General features: G+C 62.0%; 30 protein-coding genes. 10 read left to right on the top strand and 20 right to left on the bottom strand.

Annotated features, from left to right (window positions below; genetic code table 11):
• The first annotated feature begins 93 nt into the window (after positions 1-93).
• Positions 94-408, top strand: a complete 315-nt coding sequence (locus IE151_RS17690) for a winged helix-turn-helix transcriptional regulator (protein ID WP_244636594.1) — start codon at positions 94-96, stop codon at positions 406-408.
• A 168-nt stretch (positions 409-576) separates the two neighbouring features.
• Here IE151_RS17690 and IE151_RS03750 read toward each other — a convergent pair whose 3' ends face one another.
• On the bottom strand, positions 577-1674 hold the full coding sequence (locus IE151_RS03750) for a hypothetical protein (RefSeq protein WP_189488044.1): 1098 nt from the start codon (positions 1672-1674) through the stop codon (positions 577-579).
• Between the two features lie 97 nt (positions 1675-1771).
• Positions 1772-2083, bottom strand: coding sequence for an antibiotic biosynthesis monooxygenase family protein (locus tag IE151_RS03745; protein ID WP_189488042.1), 312 nt, complete (start codon positions 2081-2083; stop codon positions 1772-1774).
• An 81-nt stretch (positions 2084-2164) separates the two neighbouring features.
• On the opposite strand from IE151_RS03745, the gene IE151_RS03740 reads away from it, so the two are divergent.
• A complete protein-coding gene (locus IE151_RS03740) occupies positions 2165-2608 on the top strand; it encodes a MarR family winged helix-turn-helix transcriptional regulator (protein WP_189488040.1) in 444 nt (147 codons plus the stop codon).
• 90 nt (positions 2609-2698) lie between these two features.
• Here the strand turns inward: IE151_RS03740 and IE151_RS03735 are convergent, their stop codons facing one another.
• The gene (locus IE151_RS03735) at positions 2699-3664 is read right to left on the bottom strand and encodes a LysR family transcriptional regulator (protein WP_244636593.1); all 966 of its coding nucleotides are present in this window, start codon (positions 3662-3664) and stop codon (positions 2699-2701) included.
• 135 nt (positions 3665-3799) lie between these two features.
• Between IE151_RS03735 and gstA the strand changes: the two genes are divergently transcribed.
• Both gstA and IE151_RS03725 read left to right on the top strand, forming a co-directional pair.
• Positions 3800-4426: a glutathione transferase GstA gene (gene gstA / locus IE151_RS03730; protein ID WP_189488038.1), complete on the top strand. Its 627-nt coding sequence runs from the start codon at positions 3800-3802 to the stop codon at positions 4424-4426.
• Positions 4427-4477: 51 nt separating this feature from the next.
• Positions 4478-4807, top strand: a complete 330-nt coding sequence (locus IE151_RS03725; protein ID WP_189488036.1) for a DMT family transporter — start codon at positions 4478-4480, stop codon at positions 4805-4807.
• Positions 4808-5063: 256 nt separating this feature from the next.
• On the opposite strand, the gene IE151_RS03720 is transcribed toward IE151_RS03725, so the two are convergent.
• The 11 genes from IE151_RS03720 to trbB are packed head-to-tail and all read right to left on the bottom strand — an operon-like array spanning position 5064 to position 14622.
• A complete protein-coding gene (locus IE151_RS03720; protein WP_189488034.1) occupies positions 5064-5291 on the bottom strand; it encodes a DUF2274 domain-containing protein in 228 nt (75 codons plus the stop codon).
• Between the two features lie 2 nt (positions 5292-5293).
• Complete coding sequence (locus tag IE151_RS03715) at positions 5294-6430, bottom strand: TraB/TrbI/VirB10 family type IV secretion system protein (RefSeq protein ID WP_189488032.1); 1137 nt, start codon at positions 6428-6430, stop codon at positions 5294-5296.
• On the bottom strand, positions 6427-7428 hold the full coding sequence (gene trbG / locus IE151_RS03710; RefSeq protein ID WP_189488030.1) for a P-type conjugative transfer protein TrbG: 1002 nt from the start codon (positions 7426-7428) through the stop codon (positions 6427-6429). Before trbG ends, IE151_RS03715 begins: the two co-directional genes overlap by 4 nt.
• Positions 7425-8114 carry a conjugal transfer protein TrbF gene (gene trbF / locus IE151_RS03705; protein ID WP_147427848.1) on the bottom strand — a complete coding sequence of 230 codons (690 nt, stop codon included), beginning with the start codon at positions 8112-8114 and terminating at the stop codon, positions 7425-7427. The genes trbG and trbF overlap by 4 nt, the downstream gene beginning before the upstream one ends.
• Complete coding sequence (gene trbL, locus IE151_RS03700; protein ID WP_189488028.1) at positions 8111-9469, bottom strand: P-type conjugative transfer protein TrbL; 1359 nt, start codon at positions 9467-9469, stop codon at positions 8111-8113. The genes trbF and trbL overlap by 4 nt, the downstream gene beginning before the upstream one ends.
• Before the next feature lie 2 nt (positions 9470-9471).
• Positions 9472-9738, bottom strand: a complete 267-nt coding sequence (gene trbK-alt / locus IE151_RS03695; RefSeq protein WP_189488026.1) for a putative entry exclusion protein TrbK-alt — start codon at positions 9736-9738, stop codon at positions 9472-9474.
• Positions 9739-9752: 14 nt separating this feature from the next.
• On the bottom strand, positions 9753-10529 hold the full coding sequence (gene trbJ / locus IE151_RS03690; protein ID WP_189488024.1) for a P-type conjugative transfer protein TrbJ: 777 nt from the start codon (positions 10527-10529) through the stop codon (positions 9753-9755).
• Positions 10526-13018, bottom strand: a complete 2493-nt coding sequence (trbE, locus tag IE151_RS03685) for a conjugal transfer protein TrbE (protein WP_189488022.1) — start codon at positions 13016-13018, stop codon at positions 10526-10528. Before trbE ends, trbJ begins: the two co-directional genes overlap by 4 nt.
• A 10-nt stretch (positions 13019-13028) precedes the next feature.
• The gene (locus tag IE151_RS03680) at positions 13029-13310 is read right to left on the bottom strand and encodes a VirB3 family type IV secretion system protein (RefSeq protein ID WP_189488020.1); all 282 of its coding nucleotides are present in this window, start codon (positions 13308-13310) and stop codon (positions 13029-13031) included.
• Positions 13310-13642, bottom strand: coding sequence for a TrbC/VirB2 family type IV secretion system protein (locus IE151_RS03675; protein ID WP_189488017.1), 333 nt, complete (start codon positions 13640-13642; stop codon positions 13310-13312). The genes IE151_RS03680 and IE151_RS03675 overlap by 1 nt, the downstream gene beginning before the upstream one ends.
• A complete protein-coding gene (gene trbB, locus IE151_RS03670; RefSeq protein WP_189488015.1) occupies positions 13639-14622 on the bottom strand; it encodes a P-type conjugative transfer ATPase TrbB in 984 nt (327 codons plus the stop codon). Before trbB ends, IE151_RS03675 begins: the two co-directional genes overlap by 4 nt.
• Before the next feature lie 133 nt (positions 14623-14755).
• On the opposite strand from trbB, the gene IE151_RS03665 reads away from it, so the two are divergent.
• Positions 14756-14989 carry a hypothetical protein gene (locus tag IE151_RS03665; RefSeq protein ID WP_189488013.1) on the top strand — a complete coding sequence of 78 codons (234 nt, stop codon included), beginning with the start codon at positions 14756-14758 and terminating at the stop codon, positions 14987-14989.
• Positions 14990-15036: 47 nt separating this feature from the next.
• Here IE151_RS03665 and sigJ read toward each other — a convergent pair whose 3' ends face one another.
• A complete protein-coding gene (sigJ, locus tag IE151_RS03660) occupies positions 15037-15972 on the bottom strand; it encodes an RNA polymerase sigma factor SigJ (RefSeq protein WP_210310854.1) in 936 nt (311 codons plus the stop codon).
• A gap of 218 nt (positions 15973-16190) precedes the next feature.
• Between sigJ and IE151_RS03655 the strand changes: the two genes are divergently transcribed.
• Together IE151_RS03655 and IE151_RS03650 are read left to right on the top strand one after the other, a co-directional pair.
• Positions 16191-16496: an antibiotic biosynthesis monooxygenase family protein gene (locus IE151_RS03655; RefSeq protein WP_189488011.1), complete on the top strand. Its 306-nt coding sequence runs from the start codon at positions 16191-16193 to the stop codon at positions 16494-16496.
• 91 nt (positions 16497-16587) lie between these two features.
• A complete protein-coding gene (locus IE151_RS03650; RefSeq protein WP_189488009.1) occupies positions 16588-16932 on the top strand; it encodes a nuclear transport factor 2 family protein in 345 nt (114 codons plus the stop codon).
• A 116-nt stretch (positions 16933-17048) separates the two neighbouring features.
• Here IE151_RS03650 and IE151_RS03645 read toward each other — a convergent pair whose 3' ends face one another.
• Complete coding sequence (locus tag IE151_RS03645) at positions 17049-17966, bottom strand: LysR substrate-binding domain-containing protein (protein ID WP_189488007.1); 918 nt, start codon at positions 17964-17966, stop codon at positions 17049-17051.
• A gap of 106 nt (positions 17967-18072) precedes the next feature.
• Here IE151_RS03645 and IE151_RS03640 point away from each other — a divergent pair, with 106 nt between their 5' ends.
• The gene (locus IE151_RS03640) at positions 18073-19269 is read left to right on the top strand and encodes an MFS transporter (protein ID WP_189488005.1); all 1197 of its coding nucleotides are present in this window, start codon (positions 18073-18075) and stop codon (positions 19267-19269) included.
• 28 nt (positions 19270-19297) lie between these two features.
• Positions 19298-19900 (top strand): NADPH-dependent FMN reductase, encoded by a 603-nt coding sequence (locus tag IE151_RS03635; RefSeq protein ID WP_189488003.1) that lies wholly within the window; start codon positions 19298-19300, stop codon positions 19898-19900.
• Between the two features lie 62 nt (positions 19901-19962).
• On the opposite strand, the gene IE151_RS03630 is transcribed toward IE151_RS03635, so the two are convergent.
• From IE151_RS03630 to IE151_RS03620, 3 genes are all read right to left on the bottom strand, one after another.
• Positions 19963-20436, bottom strand: coding sequence for a ribbon-helix-helix domain-containing protein (locus IE151_RS03630; RefSeq protein WP_189488001.1), 474 nt, complete (start codon positions 20434-20436; stop codon positions 19963-19965).
• A 10-nt stretch (positions 20437-20446) separates the two neighbouring features.
• Positions 20447-22435 carry a conjugal transfer protein TraG gene (locus IE151_RS03625; RefSeq protein ID WP_189487999.1) on the bottom strand — a complete coding sequence of 663 codons (1989 nt, stop codon included), beginning with the start codon at positions 22433-22435 and terminating at the stop codon, positions 20447-20449.
• A gap of 130 nt (positions 22436-22565) precedes the next feature.
• Entirely contained in the window at positions 22566-23471 is a 906-nt protein-coding gene (locus IE151_RS03620; protein ID WP_244636609.1) for a LysR family transcriptional regulator, read from the bottom strand.
• A 307-nt stretch (positions 23472-23778) separates the two neighbouring features.
• Between IE151_RS03620 and IE151_RS03615 the strand changes: the two genes are divergently transcribed.
• Entirely contained in the window at positions 23779-24390 is a 612-nt protein-coding gene (locus IE151_RS03615; protein WP_189487996.1) for a TetR/AcrR family transcriptional regulator, read from the top strand.
• Between the two features lie 63 nt (positions 24391-24453).
• Here IE151_RS03615 and IE151_RS03610 read toward each other — a convergent pair whose 3' ends face one another.
• Positions 24454-25566, bottom strand: coding sequence for an ABC transporter substrate-binding protein (locus IE151_RS03610; protein ID WP_189487994.1), 1113 nt, complete (start codon positions 25564-25566; stop codon positions 24454-24456).
• Positions 25567-25579: the final 13 nt, after the last annotated feature.

Here is a 25579-nt window from a genome sequence, read left to right as displayed (position 1 = left end):
AGTATAGTGGGACGGTCATTGGGCCAAGGAGGCACTTTTTTGGAACGAACTAACAAGCCTGATACGACCGACTGCCGACCATTGTCGGAGGCATTGAGTAAGATTGGCGACAAGTGGACGATCCTGATCGCCATCGAACTTGAGGATGGGCCGAAACGCTTCAGCGCACTGCAACGCAGCGTGGAGGGTGTTTCACAGCGGATGTTAGCACTGACACTGCGGAGGCTTGAGCGCGACGGCCTGGTCGAGCGCACTGTCTATCCGACCAAGCCACCTAGCGTAGAATATGCTTTAAGCGATCTCGGCAGGGAAATGACTGTTCCCGTCAAGGCGCTTGGCACTTGGGTGGCCGAGAACCTTATTCGTATTGAGAGAGCCAGACTCAAGTTTGACACAGCGTTAGACTGAGCTGAACCCTTTTTGGCATGGCAGCTTTCGAGAGCTTGGGCCGCGTAAACGATTGGCAGAAATGGGGTCGGCACCTGCCCCAGCTTGTTCGCAGCATGCGGGAACGGCGAGGCTGGGGGGTGCGGAATGTCCGCTTGCGGAGGCGACAACGGCATAACCCGCCGCTCACTATGGGTGCGACTCGCCGCCTCTCGCTATAGTCATTCGTCCTATCGAGAAGAAATAGGGCGCAGGGATTGGTGGCTTGCGCAAGCGCAAAAGCCGCTCGAAGGCCCGCGCGAGCCACGTCCGATGTCGGGCGACGCCGGTAAAGAAAATCTCGAGGCGCCCATTGATTTCAACGATGCTCGAACCGAAAAAGCCGTCCGCATACCAATCCGGGCCGCCAGCGGCGTCCAGGACCGGCACCGGTTCAGACCAATCATCGGGGGTCCCCGAGGGCGTCGCTGAAAAGCTCAGCAATATCTGCTGGGGTGGATAGAAGTCTTCTCCATGGAGATTGGGCACCCGGGTGAGCACCATGCAGTAGCCGTCCTCAAGCCGGGTGACATAGGCATGGGAGATAAGATCGGCTTCTTCCGAAAAAGGGGTGGGCTCACTCCAGTTCGTGACGCCGTCATCGCTCTCGGAATAAAATATCTGCGAGCGTGGCGGGATACCTTTGGCCGGTTCGTGCGGCGCCATCCGGAACCACATGCGCCATTTTTCGTCCGCGTAGATCACCTTTGGGCCAAGGGCGCTCCGCATCTCTCCACGACCTGACATTATCGGCTCGGGGTGGCGTTGCCAGCCGGTCTGGTTCCATTCCAGAAAACCGATGGAGAACTGGCCCTCCGTGCCCGTCGTTTCCGACGAAGCCCGGCCGGTGTAGTAGATGCGCCGCACAGGCTCGTCGCCTGAACTCACGGGCCCAATCACATGGCAGGGCTCGTGAAGCCCATAATGGTCCCAGGCGCCCTTTGGGGGCTGCGGCACCAGCATCTTGGCACTTTTCGGGTCACCTTCCTGCTTGGTGAAGGTCCAGTCGGTCGTCTCGGCCGGCCCCATACCCGGTGGTAAAGTCGCCTCGAACAAATTGTTCTTGAAGCCTCGATGGAACCCGCCCAGGTACATGCGCCACCGACCATCGAAAAGGCAAACGTTGGGATCACCCGTTCCAAGAAAATTGTTTGCCCCGGTATATCCATCGAGCATCGAAAAAATCTGTGCCGGCTCCCCGGGGCGGACAGAATTGTGATGGATCAACCTTACCTCCAGTGCTGCCATGTTTCGCGATCTTGGGCAAAGTGACATCAATAGGCGCAGCAATATACCCGTTCTCGCGACCGCTATGGGGTGGAAGAGCGTAAAAGGGAGACTATCGCTATCGGTAGATTGCCAGATCAGCGGCTACCTCTAACTCTTTCATGAATTGTGCGGGATTGAAGCCGTCCGCCGCTTGACGAGCTTGGGCGGCACTCTTGGCAGCCTGGTAGGCTGTCTCGTCCCGCCATTGAACGAACGTCACAATGTTGAACCGTCCCGTTCCATCAACCTGCTCCAATATGAGGTTCTGTTCACACCCATCAACATGATCGAGGGCGTCGTGGGTTTTTTTCAGTCGTTCCATGAACCGGTCACGGGAAGTCGGAGGAACGACAAACTTATCGATCCGATAAAGGCTTGGGCCGGGCATAATGGTCTCCTGTTGCTACTTTCATATATCCTAATCATAATGACAACATGTTGTCAAAATTCACACAGGAAGACACCTACAATGAAGGCTAGCTCTGAAGATATCGGCCATTTGGTGCTGGAGGTGTTCCGGCTAAACGGGCGCCTGCTAGCGGCGGGCGATAGCGTAGTGGGGAAGTTGGGCCTCACAAGCGCTCGGTGGCAGATACTCGGTGCTGTTATGAGGCACGATCGACTCCACACAGTCTCAGAACTTGCCCGAGAGGCTGGTGTCACACGACAGGCCGTTCAACGCGTCACAAACGCCCTCGTTCAAGAGGGTCTATTGAGCAAGGTCGAGAACTCTAAAGACAAGCGCGCTCCCTTGCTTGACGCTACCGCCCTGGGCCGGGAGATCTATGACAAAGCCGACAAGGCACGACGCGAATGGCTCGCCGGAGTTGCCGAAGGCCTTTCCGTTGAAGAGGTTTCTCAGTCGATCCGGTTGCTACTTCGGATTCAGCGATCACTGGAACTCTCACTATAAAACTGGGCAGGAGGGGCGTGCGTCATGCCGGCCGGCGACCGCGAATTCAGCCCCCCGCGTGGTGCCCACGTCCGGCTGCAGGCAATCTGATTATCCTGCCGGGCGTTTGGGGGGACTTGGCTCTCCCTCGAACAGCTTACGCTCACGCGCCAAGCCCTCACCGACGAGATCGAAGAATGCCCTCACGCGCGCCGTTCCTTTGAGGTCGGCGTGCGTCACGATCCAGAGTTCGCCTTCCAATTGGGCGATCGGCTTTGGCAGCGCTCTTGTCAGGCTCGGCTCGCTATCGCCAAGATAGCACGGCAGAAGCGCCACCCCGACGCCCGACTTGGCCGCAACCAGCTGATTGATCAAACTATTGGTCCGGTAGACCACTCTTTGGCGGGAAGCAGCCTGCGATAGCCAATCGGCGGCCCCGATTCCGGCGGTTGTTTCCTCCCAGCCGATAAGCGCGTGGCGGTCCAGCTCGCTTGCGCTCGACAGGCGCCCACCCGTCGTATCGAGATAGGCTGGAGCCGCATAGAGTGCCCAGGCCACGCCAGACAGCTTGCGCCCCCATAGATCGCCTTCCTTGGGACGGATCGGCCGAAGCGCGATGTCGGCCTCGCGACGCGAAAGGCTGAGCACCCGATTGTCGACAGTCAGTTCCACGACGATCCCTGGATGAGTTTGGCGGAAGGCAGCCAGAAATGTCGTCAGCCGGCTATAGGCGAGTGTTTCCGATGAGGTGATCCTCAGACGCCCCTGAAGCCGATGGTCGTGGCCCGATATGGCGCGATCAAGCGCCAACGCCTCGTCTTCCATGCGCTCCGCGCCGGCCGCCATCCGCGCGCCGGCCTCAGTTGCTTGATAAGTTCCGCCCGGAAGCCGCTCGAAAAGCCGCACGTCAAGCCGTTCTTCCAATGCCTTGAGGCGGCGAAACACCGTGGAATGATCGACGCCGAGCGCAATCGCCGCAGCCGTCAGGCTCGTCGCCCGTTGAACTGCAAGCACGAGCCGAAATTCATTCCAATCGTCCATCACGATGAAGATAGCACGGTTGTCGCTTGCAGTCATGCAATCAGCATTGGCAAATTCCCAACGAGCGTTGCGTTTTCGCTGCTGCTAAACACCAGCGGGCAGCACCGTAAGCTTCTCACGGTTAGCTCCAAGCCTACGAACATTCGATCGCAAAACGGGGAAGATCCAACAATGAAGCTCTACTACGCCACTGGGACCTGCTCGCTCTCTCCTCTCATTGTTGCCCATGAAGCCGCCATTCCGCTCGAACTGGTGCGCGTCGACATCAGGACATCGCCCCATGTCACGGAAACGGGCAACGACTATTCCGAGGTGAGCCCGAACGGGTATGTGCCCGCGTTGGTGCTCGACCAGGGCACGGTGCTGACGGAGGGCGTTACGATCGTGCAGTATCTCGCAGACCTCAAGCCCGACAGCGGGCTTGCTCCGCAGCACGGCACGCTCGAGCGTGCCGTGCTGCAATCCTGGCTCAACTTCATCGCCACTGAACTGCACAAGATGTTTAGCCCTTGGCTGTTTCACCCCGAATACGGGACGCAGGCTCAAGAGGTCGCTCGTGCCAGGATCGGCGAGCGGCTGGCCCATGTGGAGCGCCACCTTCAAGCCGGCGGACCGTTCCTGCTCGGAAAGACCTTCACGGTCGCCGATGCCTATCTGTTCACCGTTGTTGGTTGGTCGGATTTCACCGGTGTCGATCTTTCCGGCTTCCCCCATCTGCGCGACTTGCTTGGACGGATCAGAACCCGTGCCGCGGTGCTGGCGGCACTGCGTGCCGAAGGATCAAAGACGACGGGATGACGACCGAGAGACGAACCTCCACCCTTCTCTAAATTGCCATTTGAGGAAGCCATGAGCCATAGTCTAGCCTGGCTATTGCTGATCGTCTCCGGCCTACTTGACGTGGGCTGGGCGATCTCGATGAAACTCTCCGAAGGCTATACCCGGCCCGGCTGGACGGTCCTGTCACTCGTTCTGTTGGCCGCGTTCGTCTATCTACTCGGCCGGGTCCTGGACATTCTGCCGGTCGGTTCCGCCTATGCTGTCTGGACCGGGATCGGAGCAGCCGGAACCGTAGTGCTCGGCATCATGCTGTTTGGCGAAGCGGTTAGCATAATGCGGCTGGTGGGCGTCATGTTGATCGTTACAGGCATCGTTGCGCTCAGATTTGCACCCACCTAACAGCACGAGCGATGCATTCGATGGCTTGCATCCGTCGGATGCAAGCTGGCGCGCGAATACGGCGATGCATCCTTAGGCATTTGGCAACGGCGAACCGAACGCAGCAGTCGCTGTTGTCGGAGCGGCGTTGGTCGTTGTTGCTATCCAGTCCGTACGCAGCGTGAGGTAGAGTTAGAAATTGACGGGCACAAGGGCAGCTTTCGGCTAGCGACCCTGCTGCCTGCATCGTCCGCAATGGCGTCGGTAACTGCTGGACTTAGCTCTGTGACAGCGTTCGTCTCGCTTTAGAAAACCCTCGATCCGTGGCGATGAACCGCTCCAGCATCGGCACGATCAGCCTAACGGGATCGGCGGCGGGCTGGCCGGTTTCACGGGCCAGCACCTCGGCGTAGGCGGTCAGATCGCGGTGAAGCTGAGCGGGTAACTCCACGGTGATCTTCACGGCCTTGTCGTCGGGCAGCGGGCCGAGTTTCAGCTTCGTCATGCTCAACCTCCTGCCGGCTCGAACACAAGGTCGCGGGTGACGATGATCCTGACCGGGAAACCGGGCCGGATGGTCAGCGTGGGCGCGACCTGCAACTGGCGCTGCACGATCTGCTGGCCGGCCTGATTGACGGTATCCTGCGCCCCGTCGCGGATGGCCCGGATAAGCCGGTCCTCGTCGCTGGTGGCAAGTTCGGTTCCGACTGCAAGCAGCGTGGACAGCCCTGCGGCCTTCATCAGATCCCACCAATGATAATCAACGCCATCCTCAAGGCCGGCGTAGCCGCTGGCGTCCGCGCCCGGCAGGCGCTCAAGGACGATGGAACGGCCACCCGGCAGGATCAGGCGATTCCACACCAGCAGGACGCGGCGTTGGCCGAAGGTCACGCCGTCATCGTATTGACCGATGATGCGGGTACCCTGCGGAATCAGCAGCAGCGAGCCGGTGGGGCTGTCATAGACGTTCTCCGTCACCTGCGCGGTGATCTGGCCCGGAAGGTCCGACCGGATGCCGGTGATGAGCGCTGCCGGGATCACAGCCCCGGCTTGAAGGATGTAGGGCGATGCCGGCGGCGCGATGCGATCCGGCGCGACCGTCTGCCGGTCCACGGGTCCATTGAGGAAAGCTGTGTGCCGATCCTGTGTCGCGGGCTGCCCGCCGAGGCCGAGACCGGCAAGGCCGGGCATGGCCGTTCCTACCGGCGCTCCTGTGCGCGGGTCGGACTGGAAGAACACATTGCTCAAGCGCGCGGCTTCTTCCTCGGCCCTGCGGCGTTCTTCCTCGGGATCGACGGCGGGCGTCGTCATGACGGGCGGCGCAACCGGCTGCCCCCTGTTCTGCGCGTCGAGGATCGGACGGCCGAGGTCGCCGGGCAGCGCGGGGCCGAGCACCGGGCCGGTATAGTCGCGCGGCAGGCCGGACAGGCCGTCCGCCGTGGGCCGGTTCTCGGTCGAATAAAGTTCTTCGCTTCCCGGCCCCGCGTCGCGGGTCTGGAGCGCGTAGATCAGCGCGCCCCCGATGCCGAGAAGCGCGACAGCGCCGACGCCTGCCAGCATCTTGCGGGACAGGCGGGTGACGCGCGGCGGCTCGGCGCGCAGCCGCATGGGAGCGGTGGTGTCGGTGCTGATGGTGTCTGTCATGAGGGGGAGCCTCCGGTCGCGCTGGCGGGCTGCGCGTCTGCCGCCTGCGTCGGGTTGATGCGGACGATCCTGACCGTCTGCTGGCGGTTGCCGCTGCCAAGGCGCAACTCGGCCGCGCCAAACAGGCGGTCCACGATCAGGACGTTCTGGTGAACCCGGCTGTTGACGATCTGCGGTTCGCCATTGGAGCCGAGCACGAAGATCGGCGGCATCTCACCCTGCACGATCCCGGCCGGGAAGACGACATAGACGCGACGGCCATCGTCGAAGACGGAGACGGGCCGCCACGGCGGGCTGTCGCCCTGCACCTGCAACCCATAGCGATAGTTCCGCGCAGCCTCGGCCGGTATGATCGGCACTGACGGAACGGTCTGGCGCTGGCCTGCTGGCGGTATGGGATAGGCCCATGCCACGGCGGGCATGTAGAGCGATTCCCGCGCGCGCAGCTCGATCATGTAGATGCGTCGGTCGGTGGTGACGACAAGGTTGGTGGAAATGTCCGGCCGTGTCGGCTTTACGAGGATATGGACGCGGCGGTTCGCACCGCTGCCACTCTCCGTGTCGCCGATGATCCAGCGGGTGGTGTCGCCCGCCGCAATCGGCCCCGCGCCTGTCAGGCTTTCGCCCGGCTCCAGCGCGATCGTCGTGATCTGCCCGACTGCGGCATAGACCTGATAGAGCGCGCCTTCCGACCACGGATAAATCTGGATCGCGTTGTAGTAGCCTTCCCGGCGTGGCTCGACGCGGGCGGCGGCGTTGGCGTTCTCGACGCGGCCGGTCGGCGTGCCTGCGGCGGTGCCGCCGCGCGCCACGGTCCATGCGGGGGGCACATGCAGCGGCCGGGGCGTATTGTCTGTTGCCGCCGCCTGCACGGTGGGCAGCGGCGGCACGCTGTCGTCATAGCTGAACTGCGGCGTCCTGTTCGTGGCGCAGCCCGCCAGCATGGTGACTGACAACAGCACGGCCGCAATTGTCGGGGTGCGGGTGATCGTCCTCATTGGCTCATCTCCCGCGACCATGAAATCGCATTGACGTAGATTCCCAACGGGTTGGCGCGCAGACGCTCGGCGTCGCGCGGCGGCTGGATGACGATGGTGAGGATGGCCGTCCATCGTTCCGTGCTGGAAAGCTGGCCGTTCTCGAAATGGCGTTCGGTCCACGCGACGCGGAAGCTGTTGGGGGACGCCCGGATGACGCTCGACACTTCGACGGCGACTTGCTGGCGGCCGACCTTGGCAAAAGGATCATTGGCGCGGGCGTAGTCGTTGAGCGCCGCCGCGCCGCGATCCGTGGTCCACTCATAGGCGCGAAGCCAGTTCTGACGGACAATGATCGCGTCGGCCGGGATCGCGCGCACCTGCTCGATGAAGCGGCCGAGATGGAAGGCGATCTGCGGATCAGTCGGCCGATAGTCGGCGTTGGCAGGCGCGACGGTCTGCGCCTGTCCTAGATTATCGACTTGCACCACCCAAGGCACCACGGTCCCGCGTGCGGACTGCCAGACCAGAGCCGAGGCGAAGCCGGCCGAAAGGATAAGGGAGCCGAAGGCCATGAGCCGCCAGTTCCTCGCCTGCACACGAGCCGAGCCGATACGCTCGTCCCATGCCTGCGCCGCCTTCTGATAGGGCGTCTCGGGTTCCGGCGATTTGCCGTAATGGGTTGCTGGTCGTTTGAAGATGCTCATGAGCGGTCACTTTCGGAAAGGTTGATGGAGGAACCGGAGCCGTGGCTGTCGCCGGAGCGCACCGCATGGGCGGCCATGGTCGTGCCGTGGTTCATGGCCTGCGAGCGCCGCATCTGCTGCGCCCAAGCGGGAGGGCTGCCGGCCGGGGCGGATGATGCGGCCGGGGCGGCGCTTGCACCGCCGACCGTGCCCATGGTGGAGCTGCCGCCCGTCACATCGAAGGCCGCGCGTGCGCCACCGGAAAAGCTGGATTTGACGGATTCGGTGGCTTTCGAGACGGCACGCTTCAAGGGAGAGACGGCGGCTGAGCCTGCTGCGCGGGCAACACCACCAAGGCCGGAAGCAACACCGGCCGCGCCGGTCTGGCCGAGCGCGCCGACGCTATAGGCTGCGGTTGCCGCGCCTGCGGCCGTCGCGCCGCCGCGGAGGGCCGCGGCCCCGCCGGACAGGGCGGCGGCACCGCCCTTGGCGGCGAGCATGGCCCCGCCGCCAGCGGCGACGCCTGCACCTGCGACGGCAAGCCCGGTTCCCACGGCCGCGCCCGCGCCGAGCTGCGGGCCGCCCGAGACGATGCCGTTGGCGATACTGGGTCCGAAGATGCCGAGGCCGAGCAGCGACAGGGCTGCCAGCACAATCGCCATGGCGTCGTCGATGGTCGGGGTTGCCCCGCCGAAGCCGGCCGTGAATTGCGAAAACAAGGTGCTGCCGATGCCGATGATGACGGCGAGCACCAAGACCTTGATGCCGGACGACACCACGTTGCCGAGCACCTTTTCGGCCATGAACGCGGTCTTGCCGAACAGGCCGAAGGGGATGAGGACGAAGCCTGCCAGCGTCGTCAGCTTGAATTCGATCAGCGTGACGAAAAGCTGGATCGCCAGGATGAAAAACGCGAGCACCACCAGCGCCCATGCGAACAGCAGGCACGCGATCTGGATGAAGTTCTCGAAAAAGGCGATCCAGCCCATCAGGTCGGAAATGGAATCGAGCAACGGGCGACCGGCGTCGAGGCCGGTCTGCGCGACACGGCCCGGCCGCATAAGGTCGGCAACGGAAAAGCTCGTCCCCGATGCCATGAGGCCGAGGCCGGCGAAGCTCTCGAAGACGATCCGGGCTAAATTGTTCCAATTGCCGATGATGTAGGCGAAGACGCCCACGAACAGCGTCTTTTTGACCAGTCGGGCGATGATGTCGTCATCCGCGCCCCATGCCCAAAAGAGCGCGGCGAGCGTCACGTCTATGACGATCAGGGTGGTTGCGATGAAGGCGACCTCGCCGCCGAGCAGCCCGAAACCGCTGTCGATGTATGAGGTGAAGACCCCGAGGAAATTGTCAATGACGCCCGTGTTGCCCATGGTCAGCGCGCCCCGCTGCGATCACGGCCGAGGAAGCGGTCACGGGATTGCGCCCATGCGGCGAGGCAGTCGGCATCGTTTGCGGCTGCCTCGCCGAGTTGCTGGCAACGGCGCAGGGTTCCGCGCAAGGGGTCAGCCGGGGACTGGAAGGCCGGCGCAGGGGGTGGCGCGGAAGGCTCGTCCTTCCGCGCCATGTCGATCGCGGTCACTGTCACGGCGATGGCGATGAACACCACGGCACCGAGCCGGGCCAGCATCTTGCCGTCCATGGCGGGCCTCCCGGTCAGTTGTTGCCGTTGCTGAACATCTGCGCGTTGCCCGGCTGGTAGCCGGTGCCGGGCGTCAGAAACCGCTCGCGCTGGATGCGACCCTGTTCGGCGGCGGTCGCGCGCTCCGCCTCGGTCAGCGCGTCGGCACGGCCGTTCGCCGAGATGACCGCGATCAGGTCGGAAAGCTGCTGTGACTGGAGGGCAAGGAGCTGGTTGCCTGCCTGCGTGGCTTGCAGCGCGCCGGTCGCGCCTTGGCTCTGGCCGACAAGCGCGGCCATCTCGGCACGGTTGCTGTCGATATTGCCGACGACGCCCGCCTGCACGCGCATGGCGTCCTGCAAACCGCCAACCGTATTTTCCCAACGGCCGCGCGCGTCGGCGACAAGCTGGGCGTCGGTCGCCGAAAGCGAGACATTGCCGTATTGGCTCTGGAACGCCTGGTCGATCTGGCCGACCTCGAACGCGAGATTTTGGGCCTGCCCGAGAAGCTGCTGCGTGCGCTGGACGTTCTGCTGGAGCTGCTGGAGCGAGCTATGCGGCAGGCTCGCAAGGTTGCGGGCCTGATTGATGAGCATCTGCGCCTCGTTCTGGAGGCTGGTGATCTGGTTATTGATCTGTTCGAGCGTGCGCGCTGCCGTGAGGACGTTCTGCGCGTAGTTGCTCGGGTCATAGACGATGCGGCCGAAGCCGAATTGCGCATGGGCCGGGTTTGCCAGCATGGGCGAAAGCGCGACGGGCACGGCGAGCGCCAGCGCGAGGGCCGAGGCCCCAACGATCTTGGGATAGGTCATGGAAGAATCTCCTGTGTGGGGTGGGTATCGAGCCGGGCCGGCGCGGCGGATTCCGGCCGGTCGGCAAGATTGGTGAGGTTCGGGATCAGGTCGGCCGCCCACTCGACGCCGCGATGGCGTAGCCAGCCGGCGAGGAAACCGGCGCGGCCGTGCTCGGCACGGATGCGCGCGATTTCGGTCTGGTCGGATTTGGAGGATGCGGCGCAGAGCGCGAGGCCGACTTCGCTCAGCCCCAGTTCGAACAGGCGATTGCCCCTGCGGCTTTGGCAGTAGTAATCCCGCTTGGGCGTGGCCCGTGCGAGGATTTCGATCTGCCTGTCATTGAGGCCGAAGCGGCGATAGATGGCCGTGATCTGCGGCTCGATGGCGCGCTCGTTCGGCAGCAAGAGCCGCGTCGGGCAGCTCTCGATAATCGCGGGCGCGATGTTGCTGCTATCGATGTCGGACAGGCTTTGCGTGGCGAAGATGACGCTGGCGTTCTTCTTGCGCAGCGTTTTCAGCCATGCGCGGAGCTGGCCGGCGAAGCCTTCATCGTCCAGCGCAAGCCAGCCCTCGTCGATGATGAGCAGCGTGGGCCGCCCGTCCAGCCGGTCGCCGATGCGATGGAACAGATAGGCGAGCACGGCCGGGGCCGCGCCGGTCCCGACCAGCCCCTCGATCTCGAACGCCTGCACGTCCGCCGATCCCAAGTGCTCGGTCTCGGCGTCGAGCAACCGGCCATAGGCACCGCCGACGCAGAATGGGCGCAACGCCTGTTTCAGGTCGTTGGATTGCAGCAGAACGCTGAGGCCCGTGATCGTGCGTTCCTCGACCGGGGCCGAGGCGAGCGAAGTCAGCGCCGTCCAAAGATGCTCCTTCACCTCGGGCGTGATGGCGATTCCTTCACGCATGAGGATCGCCGCAATCCAGTCCGCCGCCCATGCGCGTTCATAGGTATCGTGGATGCGGGCAAGCGGCTGGAGCGAGACGGACGCCTCGTCCCCTTCTGTGAGCCCGCCGCCCAGATCGTGCCAGTCGCCGCCCATGGCGAGCGTCGCCGCCCGGATCGAGCCGCCGAAGTCAAACGCAAAGACCTGCGATCCTGCATAGCGCCGGAACTGCAAGGCCATGAGGGCGAGCAGCACGCTCTTGCCCGCCCCCGTAGGACCGACGACAAGGGTGTGGCCTACGTCGCCGACATGCAAAGACAACCGGAACGGGGTTGAGCCTTCGGTCCTAGCGTAGAGCAATGGAGCGTCGCCGAAATGCTCGTCCCGTTCCGGCCCCGCCCACACCGCTGAAAGCGGGATCATGTGGGCGAGATTCAAAGTGCTGATGGGCGGCTGGCGGACATTCGCGTAGGCGTGTCCGGGCAGGCTGCCGAGCCATGCGTCAACCGCGTTGACGGTTTCGGCCATGGCGGTGAAGTCGCGGCCCTGAACGATCTTCTCGACCAGGCGCAGCTTCTCATCGGCGATGCGCGGGTCGGCATCCCAAACGGTGACGGTCGCCGTGACATAGGCCATGCCCGCCACGTCCGCCCCAAGCTCCTGCAACGCCATGTCGGCGTCGAGCGCCTTGTTCGCGGCGTCGGTGTCCACAAGGGCGGACGCCTCGTTGGTCATCACCTCTTTCAGAATCGCGGCGACGCTCTTGCGCTTGGCGAACCATTGCCGCCTGATCTTGCTCAGCAGCCGGGTTGCGTCGGTCTTGTCCATGAGGATGGCGCGGGTGCTCCACCGATAGGGAAATGGCAGCCGGTTCATTTCGTCGAGCAGGCCGGGCGTCGTCGCGGTCGGGAAGCCTACGATGGTCAGCACGCGCAGATGTGCGTCGCCAAGGCGCGGCTCCAGCCCGCCGGTCAACGGCTGGTCGGCGAGCAGCGCGTCGAGGTGCATGGGCACCTCGGGCACGCGCACGCGATGCCGGTTGGTCGAAATGGTCGAATGCAGATAGGTCAGCGTCGCGCCGTCATCCATCCAATGGCAGTCGGGCATGAAGCCGTCGAGCAAGGCCAGCACGCGGTCGGTGCGGTCGATGAAGCCGCGCAGGACTTCCCACGGGTCCACGCCCGTTTTCTCGCGGCCCTCGTAGAGCCATGCCTCAGTGCGGGCGGCTTCCTCGGCCGGGGGCAGCCAGAGGAAGGTCAGGAAGTAGCCGGACACGAAATGCGCATCCGCTTCCTCAAAACCGGCCTTGCGCTCTGCATCGACCAGCGCCGATGCGGGATCGGGAAAGGTGCTGTCGGGATAGGTCGCGGCGTCGCTGCGCTGTGCCTCGACGAAGATGCTCCAGCCGGAGCCGAGACGGCGGACGGCGTTGTTGATGCGGCCGGCGACGGCGACCAGCTCGGCGGCGACAGAAGAATCCAGATCGGGACCGCGAAACTTCGCCGTCCTCTGGAAACTGCCGTCCTTGTTCAGCACCACGCCCTGTCCAACGAGCGCGGCCCAGGGCAGATAGTCAGCGAGCCGGGTGGCGGTGCGGCGATATTCGGCAAGGTTCATCATGGCCGCGCCCTCACACCGCCAGATGGCCGGGGATGCGGATATGCCGCCTCCCGACCTCGACGAATTGGGGATCGCGTTTCGCCGCCCACACGGCCGCGAAATGGCCGATGGCCCAAATGACGACGCCGACCAGCCAGAGGCGCAGGCCGAGGCCCACGGCCCCGGCCAGCGTCCCGTTCATGATGGCGATGGAGCGCGGTGCACCGCCAAGCAGAATATGCTCGGTCAGCGCCCGGTGGACCGGGATCGTGAAGCCCGGCACCGCGTCGAGCTGTTCGAGACCACCCGCCATCAAACGAGCGCCCCGCCGCCGAACGAGAAGAACGACAGGAAGAAGCTCGACGCTGCGAAGGCGATGGACAGGCCGAAAATGATCTGAATGAACCGCCGAGCGCCGCCCGAGGTGTCGCCGAACGCTAACGTGATGCCTGTAAAGACGATGATGATGACAGCAACGACTTTGACCACCGGCCCCTCGATGGACTGGAGGACGGTTTCGAGCGGTGCTTCCCATGGCATCGACGAACCGGACGCATGGGCGGCAGGCGCGAGCATGAGGCTGATGGCAAGGGTGGATGCGGCGGTCGCGGCGAAGCGATAGCCGCACGTGAGCGTGCGGGTCATTGGGGTTTTCCTGTGCTGGTTTGGATGGCGGGGGTGATGCGATAGTCGCCGTCCGGCCCCAGCCTCTCGACACGGGCAAGCTCGGCAAGCCGACGCGCGGAACCGCGCCCTGAAAGGACGGCTACAAGGTCGATAGTCTCGGCGATCAGCGCGCGCGGGACGGTGACGACAGCCTCTTGAATGAGCTGTTCAAGGCGACGGAGCGCGCCGATGCCGGTGCCGGCATGGATGGTGCCGATCCCGCCCGGATGGCCGGTGCCCCAGGCTTTGAGAAGGTCGAGGGCTTCCGATCCGCGCACTTCGCCGATGGGGATGCGGTCGGGGCGCAGGCGCAGCGAGGAACGGACCAGATCGGAAAGCGTCGCCACGCCGTCTTTCGTCCGCATGGCGACAAGGTTGGGCGCGGCGCATTGCAACTCGCGGGTGTCCTCGATGATGACGACACGATCCGCGCCCTTGGCAACCTCGGCGAGCAGCGCGTTGGTCAGGGTGGTTTTGCCGGTGCTGGTGCCGCCCGCGACAAGGATGTTGGCGCGGGCTGCGACGGCTTCGCGCAGCGTTTCCGCCTGATCGGCGGACATGATGCCGGCGGCCACATAGTCGTCGAGCGTGAACACCGCGACGGCGGGCTTGCGGATTGCGAAGGTGGGGGCAGCGACCACGGGCGGCAAAAGGCCCTCGAACCTCTCGCCGCTCTCCGGCAGTTCGGCCGAGACGCGCGGGCTGCGGGCATGAACCTCCACGCCGACATGATGCGCGACGAGCCGCACGATGCGTTCGCTTGTCGCGGGCGACAGACGCTCACCTGTGTCGGAAAGCCCTTCGGACAGCCGATCCACCCAAAGGCGACCGTCCGGGTTCAAGAGGACTTCGACGATGCCGGGGTCTTCCAGAAACCGCGCGAGGGCAGTGCCGAGCGCGGTGCGTAACATGCGCGCGCCGCGCGCAATGGCTTCCGGTTTTTGGTGATTGGTGGTCATGTCGGCCCCGGCTTCTGGCAGGGACGCGACAGGCGATCCCCGGATCGGAGTCGATTAAGAAAGCCCGGAATTGGGCTGGTTCAACAAGTATCTAGCTGCGTGCGGTGATCGGCGGCGAACGGCGGTAAATAGGATGGGTGATATTGGGAACCCGGCCATGGCCGCGCGGGTGATGCGTGCCGCTCACCCCGACCCGATGGTGATTGCGATTCATTCCTCGGTCATCACGACTGGGCTTGCAGTCGGCACCTGGGCGGGAGGGCTGGGCATCGATGCCGGATATGGCCTCACAGCGCCGCCCCGGATCGGATTGGCGTTGGCACTCCTCGGGCTCCTGAGCCTTGCTCCAAGGGCGCCGCGAGAATAATAGCGAGCTAATGGGCCGATAGCAGGCAGTGTGGGGACAAGGGCGGCTTAGTCGCCTTTGAACCAGGCGCGCAATTTGTCCGGATTGCGCATGGCCCAGATGTTGTGGATCACCCCGTTCCGCACGGAAGTCGAGATCACCGAGATGATCTGGTCGCCGGCCATGCCGATCAAGCCAGGCTCACCATTGACTGTCGCGATCTCGACCTGGAGATCGGGCTGACGTGCCAAAATTCCAGCAAAGAATTCGGCAATGGCATGAGACCCGATCAATGGCTCGGTTGCTGCCGCGGTTTTCCCTCCGCCGTCTGTGATGGCCTCGGCGTCGCCATCCAGGAGGGCGATCAGCGCTGTGACATTTCCCGTCTGCCAGGCGGCTCTGAACGCTTCGTTGAGTCTTGCATGCTCTTCCCATGTCGATTGCCTTCGCGCCCGGTCACCCAAGCGCTTGCGCGCCGCGAACGCCAATTGCCGGCACGCCTGTGGGGTGCGTCCGATGATTTCGGCGATTTCCTCGAAGGTGTACTGGAAAACGTCGTGCAGGATGAAGCTGACCCGCTCAGGTGGGGTCATCTTGTCGAGCACGATCATCAGCGCCATTGAAATGGACTCGCTGATGCTCTCTGAGGTTCCCAATCCTGCATTCGCTGCGGGATTGGAGGCAAGGCCCCAGAACTCACCGCCTTGGACCGGTTCGGGCAACCATTCGCCGACATAGACCTCCCGCTTGTATTGAGAGGATTTGAGGCGGTCAAAGCAGATGCGGGTCAGCGTCGTCCGTTTCCAGGCCAGTGGAACGGAAATGCCCTGTCGCTCCTCGCGACCGAGCGAGTACCAGCGCACATAGGTTTCCTGCACTGCGTCCTGTGCATCGGCGACGGTTCCGAGCAGCCGGTACCCCAACGCCATCAGAGCGGCTTCATCTTTTCGGAACTCGGGATCATCGCTGGGATGCCCGATGAGCTCGCGATTGGTCGACGTCACTGTTTCTGCCTTATCAATTCGGACCCGGCCCCACCGGGCCACCCTTTAAGCCTATGACGATCCAGGCAGCTCAAATGTCAGCAGGGGAAACTTTGCGTGTGCAGGCCGCCTCGACTGACATTTCCCTGCTCGCACTCGTCATAGGTGTGGGCTCGATTGGTAAGCCCGGCTTTTAACTGGCGCAAACCGTGCCGCGCCATGGAGATGGAGACTTAGTTATGTCGAACGGTGAAGTGACCTTCGTCAACATCCTTGAGGTTGAGGAAGGAAAGCAGGACGAGGTTGCGAAAATTCTTCAGGACGCCACCGATATGGTGATCAGCAAGCGCCCGGGCTTTGTCTCGGTGACGCTACTGGCCAGCAAAGACGGAAAACGCATCGTCAACGTCGCCAAATGGGCGAGCGCGGCGGACGTTCAAGCCACCCAGAACGATCCCGCTGCCGCCGAGTTCGGCAAGAAACTGGCAGGGTTGGCCAAGCCGGTTCCGGGCATTTATGATGTCGTCGGTGAATATAGCGCCTAGGAAATACGGACGAAGTTCTGAAGGTGGTTGGCACGCCCCAAGGTGCGCCAACCCCATTTGAAATGGCAAACCGGAAATCAAGGACATCAAGATGGACGATGAGATCGCCTGGAAAACCGAGCAGCGTTTGTGGCTGGAGGGCATCTCCGCCTACGATGAACTGCTTGATCCCTCCTGCCTCATGGTCTTCCCCGGCATGGGCGTTCTGGACGTTTCCGCGATCATTGAAGGGCTCAAGGGCGCGCCGCGCTGGGCGGATGTGAAGATGAGCGATCGCGTGGTTAGCCGAGCCGGTGATACCGTCATTGTCTTGGGCTATACAGCGGAAGGCCGGCGCGGGAACGCGGATCCTTACCGCTGTTTCTGCACGTCGACCTATCGAGCGGAGGGACAGAGCTGGAAGCTGGTGCAGCACCAGCAAACTCTCGCAAACTAGGCATTGAGAATTGCATTAAAGGCTCAGGGCCAAAATGGGGTGGGAGGGTGACTGTCAGCTTTCGGCAAGCGAATAACGAAGGCGGACTGCTTTCTTGATTCGGTATCGCTCCGGCGTCAGGACGCGCTCAAGGTCATTCTCTGCGCAAGGCCCTTCGCCAGGTAATCGACAACGGCTCGGACCGCGGGCAGTTGACCCCGACGATGCGGTATGAGGATCGTCGTTGTCGTGCCGCCTGCACTCCAATCCGGCATAAGCCGGACGAGCCTGCCATTTTGAATATAGGGCCAGCACAACCCATGCGGCAGGTTCGCGATCGCAGTACCGGCGAGCGACGCATTAAGGGTCACTAGGGGGTCATCTGAGAAAAGCCTCGGTATAAGCGAAACGTCGACGCTGGCATCATCTTGCCGGCGCAGTCGCCAGGTCGGCTGATGCGTACGCGTACCGTCGATGAGAATACCCTGATGACCGCGAAGGTCCTCCGGCTCGTGCGGCGTGCCATGCTTCGACAGATACTCCGGCGACGCCACAAGATAGTTTGGTGAAAAACCCAGTCGCCTCTGAACGTATTCCGAATCCGGCAAATCGGTCCGATGGGCACGGATCGCTATATCAAAATTCTCCTGGACCAGATCGACGTAGCGGTTGGTGGTAACCAGGCTGATCTGGATCCTGGGATAAAGCGCCGCGACCTCTGGTATCAGATCGGCAAGTGCCATCTGAACCATGGCTGCAGACGCCGTCAGTCGGACGAGCCCACGCGGCTCGCCCAATTGCTCACGAACAAATTCCTCGGCCGCTTCCGCCTCGATCAGCGCCGCTTTGGCATGCCGATAAAAGCCTATCCCTGCTTCTGTCACGGCAAATCGCCTTGTCGTGCGATGGATGAGCCGAATGCCGAGATCGTTCTCAAGCGCAGCGATACGTTTGCTGATGCTCGACTTCGGGATACCCAACGCGCGCGACGCCGCGGCAAAGCCGCCGTGATCCACCACCTGAACAAGGAAAAACAGGTCGTTGAGCTTCATCATCGCCATCGTCCACATACGGAAACATAGAAGCCACCTTTGGCCATCTACCTCGCCATTGTGTCTGTGGGTTAACCAATGGGCAAGTCAAACGTCGGCGGACCTACCAATGACCACCAAAGCTGCGATGGACGTTCCTTCCGGTTTTTTCGGCCAACCCGATAGCATCGGTAGGCTTGCCGGGCTTCTCGGTGCCAGTTGCCTCACCGCCATGGCCGCTACGGCGATCACGCCATCCATGCCCGCCATGTCGATCGCTTTCGGTGAGATCCCAAACGCACGATTGCTTTCCCAATTCGCTCTGACCTTGCCCGCGCTCGTGATCGCGTTGACCGCCGCACCGGTGGGTGCTCTCGTGGACAGCCTGGGGGCTCGCAAGGTCCTGATTGGCTCGGCGCTGCTTTTTGCCCTTGCCGGTTCGGTCGGGCTCTACGCGTGGAGCCTGCCTGTCCTCTTGATCAGCCGCGCGATCCTCGGATTGGCCATCGCTGGCTTTAGCACCGGCACGCTGACGCTGATCGGCTCGTTATATGCCGGTGACCAACGACATCGTGTAGTCGGGCTTCAAGGAGCAGCGTCATCCTTCGGCGGCATGATCTTTCTTTTGCTCGGCGGGCTTTTGGCCGCGATCAGTTGGCGGCTGCCATTCGCCACCTACCTTCTCGCCCTGCTATTGCTGCCACTCTTCTTTATCTTCCTGCCGAAGGTTCGTCGACAACGAGACGCCCGCACTGGCGGTACTGACACCTTTCCCGTCGCTTGGCCGCAGGTTGTACTCGCCTATGTCAGCGCGTTCGTTGGGATGATCTTGTTTTACGTCATCCCTGTTCACTTGCCGTTTCATCTGGCCGCGAATGGTGTCGCCGATCCTACTCTTGCCGGATATGCATTGTCGCTCTGCACGTTTGCCGGGGGCACTGCCGCTGCATTCTACAGCCGCGTTCGCCGGGTAATGCGGCCAGTCTCGATCCTGGCACTTGCGTTCGTCCTGATCGCGGTGGGGCAGTTCCTCGCAGTGGGCGGTCAATACTCCATGGTTCTGGCCGGCATGGCCATCGCCGGATGCTCAACAGGATTACTGCTGCCTACAGTCAATGGACTGGTGCTTGCCTCGACGCCTGGGTCCAAGCACGGGCGATTTACCGGTGGTGTCGCTACCGCTCTCTTTCTTGGCCAGTTCGTCGCTCCGCTTAGTGCGGGACTGGCCGACTTTCTGGCCGGCACCACCCTCCTCGGAACCGCGGCCGTGGCAGCCTTCGTCGCGCTTTGCCTTCTCCTTGGCCGCCTGCTGTCCCGCCAAGGATGAGGCGTATCAATTCAGAAAGGACTCCCACATGAAAAAGCTTCGCATTGGCATCGTCATCAGCAGCACGCGCCAAGGACGTTATGCCGACGAACCGACCCGGTGGCTGCTCAAGCATCTCGAAGCGTTCCCCGAGATCGATGCAGAAACTCTCGACCTACGGGATTTCCCCATGCCGTTCTTCGAAGAGGAAACCTCTCCCGCCTATGCACCACCTCACTGCGCCCAAGCCCGCGCATGGGCAGCAAAGGTGGCCGAAATGGATGGCTTCATCTTCGTCACGGCGGAATACAACCGGAGCATCCCGGGCGTGCTCAAGAACGCACTCGACTATGCCTATCACGAATTCAACCGTAAGCCTGCCGCGTTTCTCGGCTATGGCGGTGTCGGCGCAGCACGCGCCATCGAGCAACTCCGTCTCATCTGCGTGGAGCTCCAACTCGCCCCCCTTCGCAATGCCGTCCACATCGGCATGGAACAGTATCTGGCGACTACGAGCGGTAACCGGCGGCTTGAGGATTTCGAATTTCTGAACGTCAGCGCCACCTCAATGATCGGCGACCTCATCTGGTGGATGCGCGCGTTGGGGGCAGCTCGGCAAGAACAGCCCATGCGTCACGAGCAGGTGGCGTAGGAAGCGTCTGCTCTTCAGCAAGTGCACGGATGTTCGGAACGACCGCAATGGGGTCAAAGCCGTCATCGCCTGTTACTGTTCTCCCCAAAGTCTGTCGCAGTTTGCGTAAAGGGCATCATGTCGCGCGAAAGCTCCTTGAGGAACCTGTCGCCGGTCGCCAGACGCCGGCCGAGATTCTGCATGAAGCCCTCGAACCGCTCCGCGCCTTTGGCGCGGGCAGCGGATTGCGTGGCTCCCGCAAGCGGCGGCGTGATCGCCATCCAGAAATGGATGAACAGCGCGACCGTCTCGCCGAGCACGGCCAGGTCCAGGTCGAGCGTGTCGATCTGGCGGCCGAGCTTGTCCAGGCGGCGCGACATGGCCGCTTCAAGTCGATCGGCGGACTCGCCGGATAGATAAGACATGACCGCCGCTTCCACGATGGCGGATTTCGAGACATTGCGACGAAGCGCCTGCGAGCGGCGCAGCGCCAAGGCTTCGACCTGCTTCAGCAGCTCCGGATCGAAATAGACGTTCATACGGGTTCTGGTTGCCATGGAGGTATCCTCAAAGGTCGATTTCGTCATCGGGGTTCATCGCCACGTGCCGCGCCACCATCCTCATGCGCTGGCGCATGGCGCGTGCCTTGGCCGCGTCAACGTTCAGCTCGTCGTCCAGAAACTTGAACTCCTGTTCGGGCGATGGCAGCAGGGCAACGATTTCCTCATGCTCGGGCAGCTCCGGCTCGCGACGGATACCGGCATTGGCCGGATCGCTCTCGGCCGCGTCTGCGGCGTCGGCCGTGGAACAGCTCATCGCCGCGACCACGCGGCTGGACCAGTCATCGGCGGATGCGCTGGGCGCCAGCGGAGCGAAGACCAGATCGGGCGGGGTGAGGATGCGTTCCTGAAACCTAGCATCCTCGAAGTAGCGGGCCTTGGTGGCGCGAATAGGCGGCGTGCCCGCCACCATGACGATCTCGTCGGTGGGTGGGAGCTGCATGATCTCGCCCGGCGTCATCAACGGGCGGGCCGTCTCTTGTCGCGAAACCATCAAATGCCCCAGCCACGGGGCCAATCTATGCCCGGCATAGTTAGTGGAATCGCGCAGTTCGGTGGCGGTTCCTAGCGCATCGCTCACCCGCTTGGCCGTGCGCTCGTCGTTAGTGGCAAAGCTCACACGCACATGGCAGTTGTCGAGAATGGCGTTGTTCGGCCCATAGGCGCGTTCGATCTGATTGAGCGACTGCGCGATCAAGAAAGACTTGAGGCCGTAGCCGGCCATAAAAGCTAGGGCGCTCTCGAAGAAGTCGAGACGGCCGAGCGCAGGAAACTCGTCCAACATCAACAGCAGGCGGTGGCGCTCGCCGCACGTGTTCAGTTCCTCGGTCAGCCTGCGGCCGATCTGGTTGAGGATCAGGCGGATGAGCGGCTTTGTGCGGTTGATGTCGGATGGCGGCACGACGAGGTAGAGTGTCACCGGCGTTTCGCTGGCGACCAGATCGGCAATCCGCCAGTCGCAGCGCGCCGTCACCTGCGCCACGACAGGATCGCGGTAGAGGCCGAGAAACGACATGGCGGTGCTGAGCACGCCGGATCGTTCATTGTCAGCTTTATTCAGCAACTCCCGAGCTGCCGACGCTACGACCGGATGAACGCCGGCATCGGCGAGATGCGGCGTGTCCATCATCGCGCGAAGCGTTACTTCGACCGGACGGCGGGGGTCGGACAGGAAGTTGGCGACGCCCGCCAGAGTCTTGTCCTTCTCGGCATAGAGGACATGCAGGATCGCGCCGACGAGCAGGCTGTGGCTGGTCTTTTCCCAATGGTTGCGCTTGTCGAGGCTCCCTTCGGGATCGACTAGAATATCCGCGATGTTCTGCACGTCACGGACTTCCCATTCCCCTTGCCGCACCTCCAGCAACGGATTGTAGGCGGACGATCTGGCATTGGTGGGATCGAACAGCAGGACGCGGCCGTGCTTTGCACGGAAGCCAGCCGTCAGCGTCCAGTTCTCGCCCTTGATATCGTGGACGATGCAGCTTCCCGGCCATGTCAGCAGGGTCGGCACCACCAGCCCGACGCCTTTGCCGCTGCGAGTTGGGGCGAAGCATAGGACATGCTCGGGACCGTCATGGCGCAGATAGTCTTGGGCATGACGGCCTAGCACGACGCCATCGGGGCCAAGCAATCCGGCCGCGCGGATTTCTCTGTTCTCGGCCCATCGGGCCGAGCCATAGGTAGCGACGTTGCGCGCCTCGCGTGCTCGGATGATCGACATGAGGATGGCGGCGGCAATGGCAAGCAAACCGCCCGAGGCTGCGATGATCGCGCCCTCGACGAAGATCGCGGGCGCATAGGCGTCAAACGAGAACCACCACCAGAAGAAGGACTGCGGATAATAGACCGGCAGGCCCGCCAGCTCGAACCATGGCGCTCCAAGCTGCGGCTGAAAACCAAGACGGAAGGCGACCCATTGTGTCGCCGCGCACGTCATCACCAGAACGATGGTGAAGACTACGGCGATCTGACCCCAGAGGATTCGGCCTCCGCGCAATGCAGGCTCCAGTCGGCAAAAGAGACGGAGCCGATTAGAGAGTAGGCAAAATGGTACAAGCAACAGGGAAGAGGCTGCGGGAGGGCTGCCGGACACTATCGGCGGCAAATAGGATGGATTATCTTCACCGCTATCCTGCCGAGCGATCGCCGTCACGCCCGGAACGGCTCATCTTGCTCGCGAGATCGAGCAGATTTTTCAGCGTGGCGCTGCGATTGAACGGTGACCAGACACCGGTAAAGGTAAAGGGCTTCGGCTCATCCGCGATCGGCAGGAACACGATGCCGCTCATCGGTTGTAGCGCCGTGGCCCCTCCGGCGATGGTGATGCCGAAGTCCTGTCCGACCATGGATAACAGTGTGCCCCGCTCCACATCGAAACGCAGGATGGACGGCGCAGGCCAGCGTCCAGCAAAGCGCAACATGATGTGGTCGTGGATCTGCGGTCCCGTACCGCCGTGGCGGACAAGGAAGGTCTCGCCAACAAGACTGTTCCAGGTGATCGTGGACTGCCCGGCGAGACGATGATCATCCGACAAAACGGCGACCAGTGGTTCGCTCCAGATTGGTCGTGTATGGCAATCGGACAGATAGGGCGTGCCGGCAACAAATGCCACGTCCAACCGGTTGGCACGGAGCCGCATCACCGCATCGCGGGCCGTACCCTCGATTATCTCTAAGTTGATGCCGGGGTAGTCGTTGCGATACCGCGCGATCAGCTCAGCAAGGAAGCTGCACGGGATCAAGGCAGGTACGCCGATGCGAAGCCGACCGGATTTTCCCGATGCCGCCATGCCTGCGGTCTTCACCGCATGGTCCAGTTGATCCACGCCGGCCGCTATCTGCTTGACGAAATGCCGACCGGCTTCGGTGAGCCGCACACCTCGTGCGTGTCGCTCGAATAGGAGTATGCCAATTTCTTCCTCCAGTGCCTTTACACGCGCACTAACGCTGGATTGCGCCACACCAAGAGCGTTAGCGGCGTGGCGGAAGTTTAGGTGTTCGGCGACGGCGACAGTCTGAATCAGCGCCGCCAGCGGTATGCGGCCTCCTAAGGAGGAGCGCTCTCCGAGCGTAGAAGCTGACGAGCCCTCATATCCGCGCTTCCTTACACGCCGCCTCATAGTTCGATACCGTCGTCGTTTTCGTGCAGGTTGCCGCTGCGCCTGAGACCAATTGTCAAACCAACATACACTATGACTGACGGTTAGTCATTAAACTATCCGTGAAGATTCCTCTTGGACCGGTCCGAGGTCGCTCCGGTGTTACGCGTTGATGCGCTCGCAGATCCGTGAGATAGAACTGAAGGTGACTGTGCCCCAGTCATTTCAGGAGAAGCTCCAGATGACGTCCGCCGATACCCAGCGTCCAAAGCGCCCAAGAACAAAGCCCCCCGAAGAACGACGCGATGATCTTATGAATGCGGCTCAGCGCATGTTCATCGAGCATGGCGTGAACCATACTACTGTCGACCAGATCACCAACGCCGCGAAAGTCGCCAAAGGTACCTTTTACATCTATTTCAACTCGAAAGAAGATATTCATGCGGCGCTGGCATCGCGGTTCGTCGAGGATTATGTTCGGAAGGTTCGCGCTGAGATAAATAACGAAAGCGAAGATGATTTCGCAGGGAGGTTGGCGGCGTGGGTAGGGGCCAGCGTGGATGGCTATCTGAATGACCCGCCTTTGGTGGATATGTTGTTCCACAAGCATCCGCAAATACCAAACGGAAACCTCACCAGCAAAATAGTATCCCCCTTGGAAGAGCTGTTGTCTTCAGGTCAACAGTCCGGCGCATGGTCTATCCGTAGCCCCCGTTTTGTTGCCGTCTACCTTTATTCGGCGCTGCATGGCGTGATTGATGATCTCATATTTAGCTCAAATCCGATCACGAAGAGAAAACTGATCAACGAGATAGAGATGTTAAGCTGGCGGGTTGTCGGACTAGCTGCATAGGCATGCGAAGCTACGTGTCCTGTCGAGGATCGAGGCCAAAAGAGCGCAACCAAAGGGTCTTATCTAAGGTAAGAAGCGCCCATATTCCGCGCTATTACGATTGACCGCGACGTGGAGAACCTCGTCAAGATCATCATCGCTAAAAGCTTGGCCGAACATGGAGCGATACGTGACTGCCAGCTCGTTTCGTAGATTCCAATCTGAACGGTTTGGATGCAGCAGCTCAGCCATCCAAAGTGACGTCAGCGGATCTTCTGGTCCTACTGATCCCCAATGATGTGAACCTGTCGGCATCAGATAAACGCGATCGTTGAGAGCCGCAGGCGTCAAGCTCAGAATTGGATGCTCCAGAACATTCGATGGAGAAACGCCTGGGACATTGAACAGAAAAATGTAGTCAGGCTCCATGGCCGCGATCTGCTCCGCGCTGACCTGGGCAAAGTTCGGAAGGTCTGCGGCGGCATTCACTCCCCCAGCCTGATAGAGGTAGAACGAATAGGTACCGTCAGCCCCGCCTCCGGATGCATAGAAGCTGCTGCCGGCAATCGTTAAGATCATGGTGGAAGGACGCTCATCCGATGCGAGCCTTTCAGTCAGCGTCCCCAGCCTATCTGCAACGGACCGTCGATAGGCGATCAGCCTTTCGGCACGGGACGTATCTCCAATCATCGCCCCAAGCATTAACAAAAGCCGCTCAATGGTTTTATCGGCTCCCTCTGGGACCTCCTGGTATTTCGCTACCCGGAGACCGGCGTTCTCAAGCGGCCCGAACAAATTGGTCCCCATGTCTCCCCATTGCAGAACGACATCCGGCGCATAGTTTGCCACGGCCTCGACATTGGGATTGAAGTCGGAGCCGACGATGATGCTGGTATCGATGTCCAGAACACAGGGAAAAATCCGGTGCAGGAATCCGCGTTCAAACTCATCCCGGTTACGGGGATGCACTGCGACTAGACGATCTGGATTTCCATGCGCCGCAATTACGAATGCCGACAGCACGACGAGATCGACAATGCGCGTCGCCGGTGCGTCTAGGATATGTTCTGTTCCGGCCAGATCGACAAAACATAACTCATTGCCGTTCGCCAGTGCTTTACCGCCTGCCAAACAGCCGGCAACGCCAAGCGCAAGCGACTTCATCAGGTCGCGGCGATTTAATGCCCAAAGTTTCATATGGTCACCAGAC

Origin of the sequence: Limoniibacter endophyticus, from assembly GCF_014652835.1 — a bacterium.
GTDB classification, from domain to species: domain Bacteria; phylum Pseudomonadota; class Alphaproteobacteria; order Rhizobiales; family Rhizobiaceae; genus Limoniibacter; species Limoniibacter endophyticus.
The sequence above is the reverse complement of the archived record's forward strand: the minus strand, read 5'-3'. Positions and strand labels throughout refer to the sequence as shown.